This is a genomic window from Citrobacter sp. TBCS-14 (genome assembly GCF_005280805.1).
GTDB lineage: Bacteria > Pseudomonadota > Gammaproteobacteria > Enterobacterales > Enterobacteriaceae > Citrobacter > Citrobacter gillenii.
In genome coordinates this window covers 1-300 of the sequence record NZ_SZWM01001079.1, presented here as the reverse complement: position 1 = coordinate 300, position 300 = coordinate 1, and the positions used below count along the sequence as shown (strand labels likewise).

The 300-nt window shown below is 59.7% G+C and carries 1 pseudogene; it reads left to right on the top strand.

Annotated features, from left to right (window positions below):
- Positions 1-300, top strand: a pseudogene (locus FDX22_RS24055) (GAF domain-containing protein); the annotation flags it as partial.

Genomic DNA, 300 nt, shown 5'->3' with positions numbered 1-300 from the left:
ATCGGCAAGCCTGGCACATGCGCTGTGCCGCCGAGTGGCTTTCGCCGCAAGGCAAAACAGACCCTTTCCATCTGGATGACTGCTGGGCAGTGCGCCGTGGGCAAAGTCATCCTCCCGTGCAAGGTGAGCCTGATATCGCCTGCTACCACCTGCCTGAGTCGTGTCAGGATCATACCCTGTGCGTACCGTTGATCGCCCAGGGGGAAGCCATCGGCCTGCTCTCATTCCAGAATCTCAGTGACAATTCCGCCCCTTCCCGTGCTTATCTGGAGCTGATGGCCGAGGCACTTGGACTGGCAT